The sequence below is a fragment of the Nonomuraea sp. K271 genome, assembly GCF_009908215.1.
Taxonomy (GTDB): domain Bacteria; phylum Actinomycetota; class Actinomycetes; order Streptosporangiales; family Streptosporangiaceae; genus Nonomuraea; species Nonomuraea longispora.
This window is the reverse complement of record NZ_JAAAHR010000376.1, coordinates 1-1,301: the sequence shown is the minus strand read 5'-3', so window position 1 is coordinate 1,301 and position 1,301 is coordinate 1. Positions and strand designations below refer to the sequence as shown.

At 73.8% G+C, this 1,301-nt stretch carries 1 protein-coding gene and 1 pseudogene; one reads left to right on the top strand and one right to left on the bottom strand.

Going from position 1 to position 1,301, the window contains the following annotated elements:
* Positions 1-708, top strand: a 708-nt coding sequence (locus GUY59_RS47045; RefSeq protein ID WP_442939107.1) for a thiolase C-terminal domain-containing protein, incomplete at its 5' end; no start/stop codon positions are given.
* A gap of 188 nt (positions 709-896) precedes the next feature.
* Here GUY59_RS47045 and GUY59_RS47040 read toward each other — a convergent pair.
* Positions 897-1,301: pseudogene (locus GUY59_RS47040) on the bottom strand (ATPase); the annotation flags it as partial.

The window sequence follows — 1,301 nt, the reverse complement described above, 5'->3', positions numbered from 1 at the left end:
GCCCCCACCGGCCCCTCCGCTGGCACCCCCACGTACGGACTGGCGGGCCCCATCCCGCTGTTCGCCCTGGCCGCCACCCGCTACCTGCACGACACCGGCCTCACCTCCGAGCACCTGCACGCCGTCGTCGCCCAGTCCAGGTGCAACGCCGCGGCCAACCCCCGCGCCCTGCGCCGCGACCCGCTCACCCTCGACGCCTACCTGGCCAGACCGTACGTCTGCACCCCGCTGCGCACGGTCGACTGCTGCCAGGAGACCGACGGGGCGTGCGCGCTGCTGGTCAGCGCGGTGCTCGACGGGCCGCGCGTGCACGCCGTGGTACGCGGGGGAGGGCCGGGCTGCTCGTCGATGGACCGCGCGCCCGACGTGAGCACGATCTTCTCCGCGTACGTGGCCCCCATGCTCTGGGAGGCCTCCGGAATGCGGCCCGCGGACGTGGACGTGGCGCTGCCGTACGACGCCTACTCGTGGCTCGTGCCCGGGCAACTGGAGGACTTCGGCTTCGTGGCGCGCGAGGAGCTCGGGGCCTACCTGCTGGAGGGGCGGCACGCCTGGGTGAACCCGCACGGAGGTCTGCTCTCGGAGGGGTACGTGCACGGGCTGAACAACGTCGCCCAGGCCGTCAGGGAGCTGCGATCGGGGCGTTCCGTGGCGCTGGTGACGGGGTTCGGCGGGAGCTACGGAAGCGCCGCACTGCTCGTGAGGTGAAAAATCGGCTGAAATGCTGAGCCCCTTCGATGAGTACGGAGTGGTCAACGCACCGGCACAGGGTCGCGGCGCTCGACACCGAGCTGGGCCGACCTCTACGGCCACTCGCCCGAGCGGCGTCGAGCTCGGCACGATAGCGACCCGCGAACCGGGTACGGCCCGCCTGCACCGGGACGGGGACGGCGTGCCTAAGCGGGATGCGTGAAACGGGAATGCCGGGCCTCGGCCTCCCGCAGGCTCAGAAGGGGCCGCGCGGCCAGCCATGCCGCCGCCCCCGCCGGATCCCCCGCCGTGACCGCACCCTCCAGAAGGCCCCGTACGGCATCGTGTACGGGGCCTTCCGCCGTGAGCACACCACCGGCCAGCACGAGAGGACTCCCGGGTTCGTGCACCAGGGAGGCGGTGCTCGCCAGCATGGCCGCGGCCTCGGCCACGATGGACACCGCCACCGGATCGCCGCCCACGGCCGCCTCGCTCACCAGCGGGGCCAGCTCGGCCAGCGCGAGGGGCGGCCGGGCATGCACCGCGGCGGCCAGCCGCGCCCCTGGATCGCCACCCGGGCCATCGGGCAGCAGCCGCCGCAGAACCAGCTC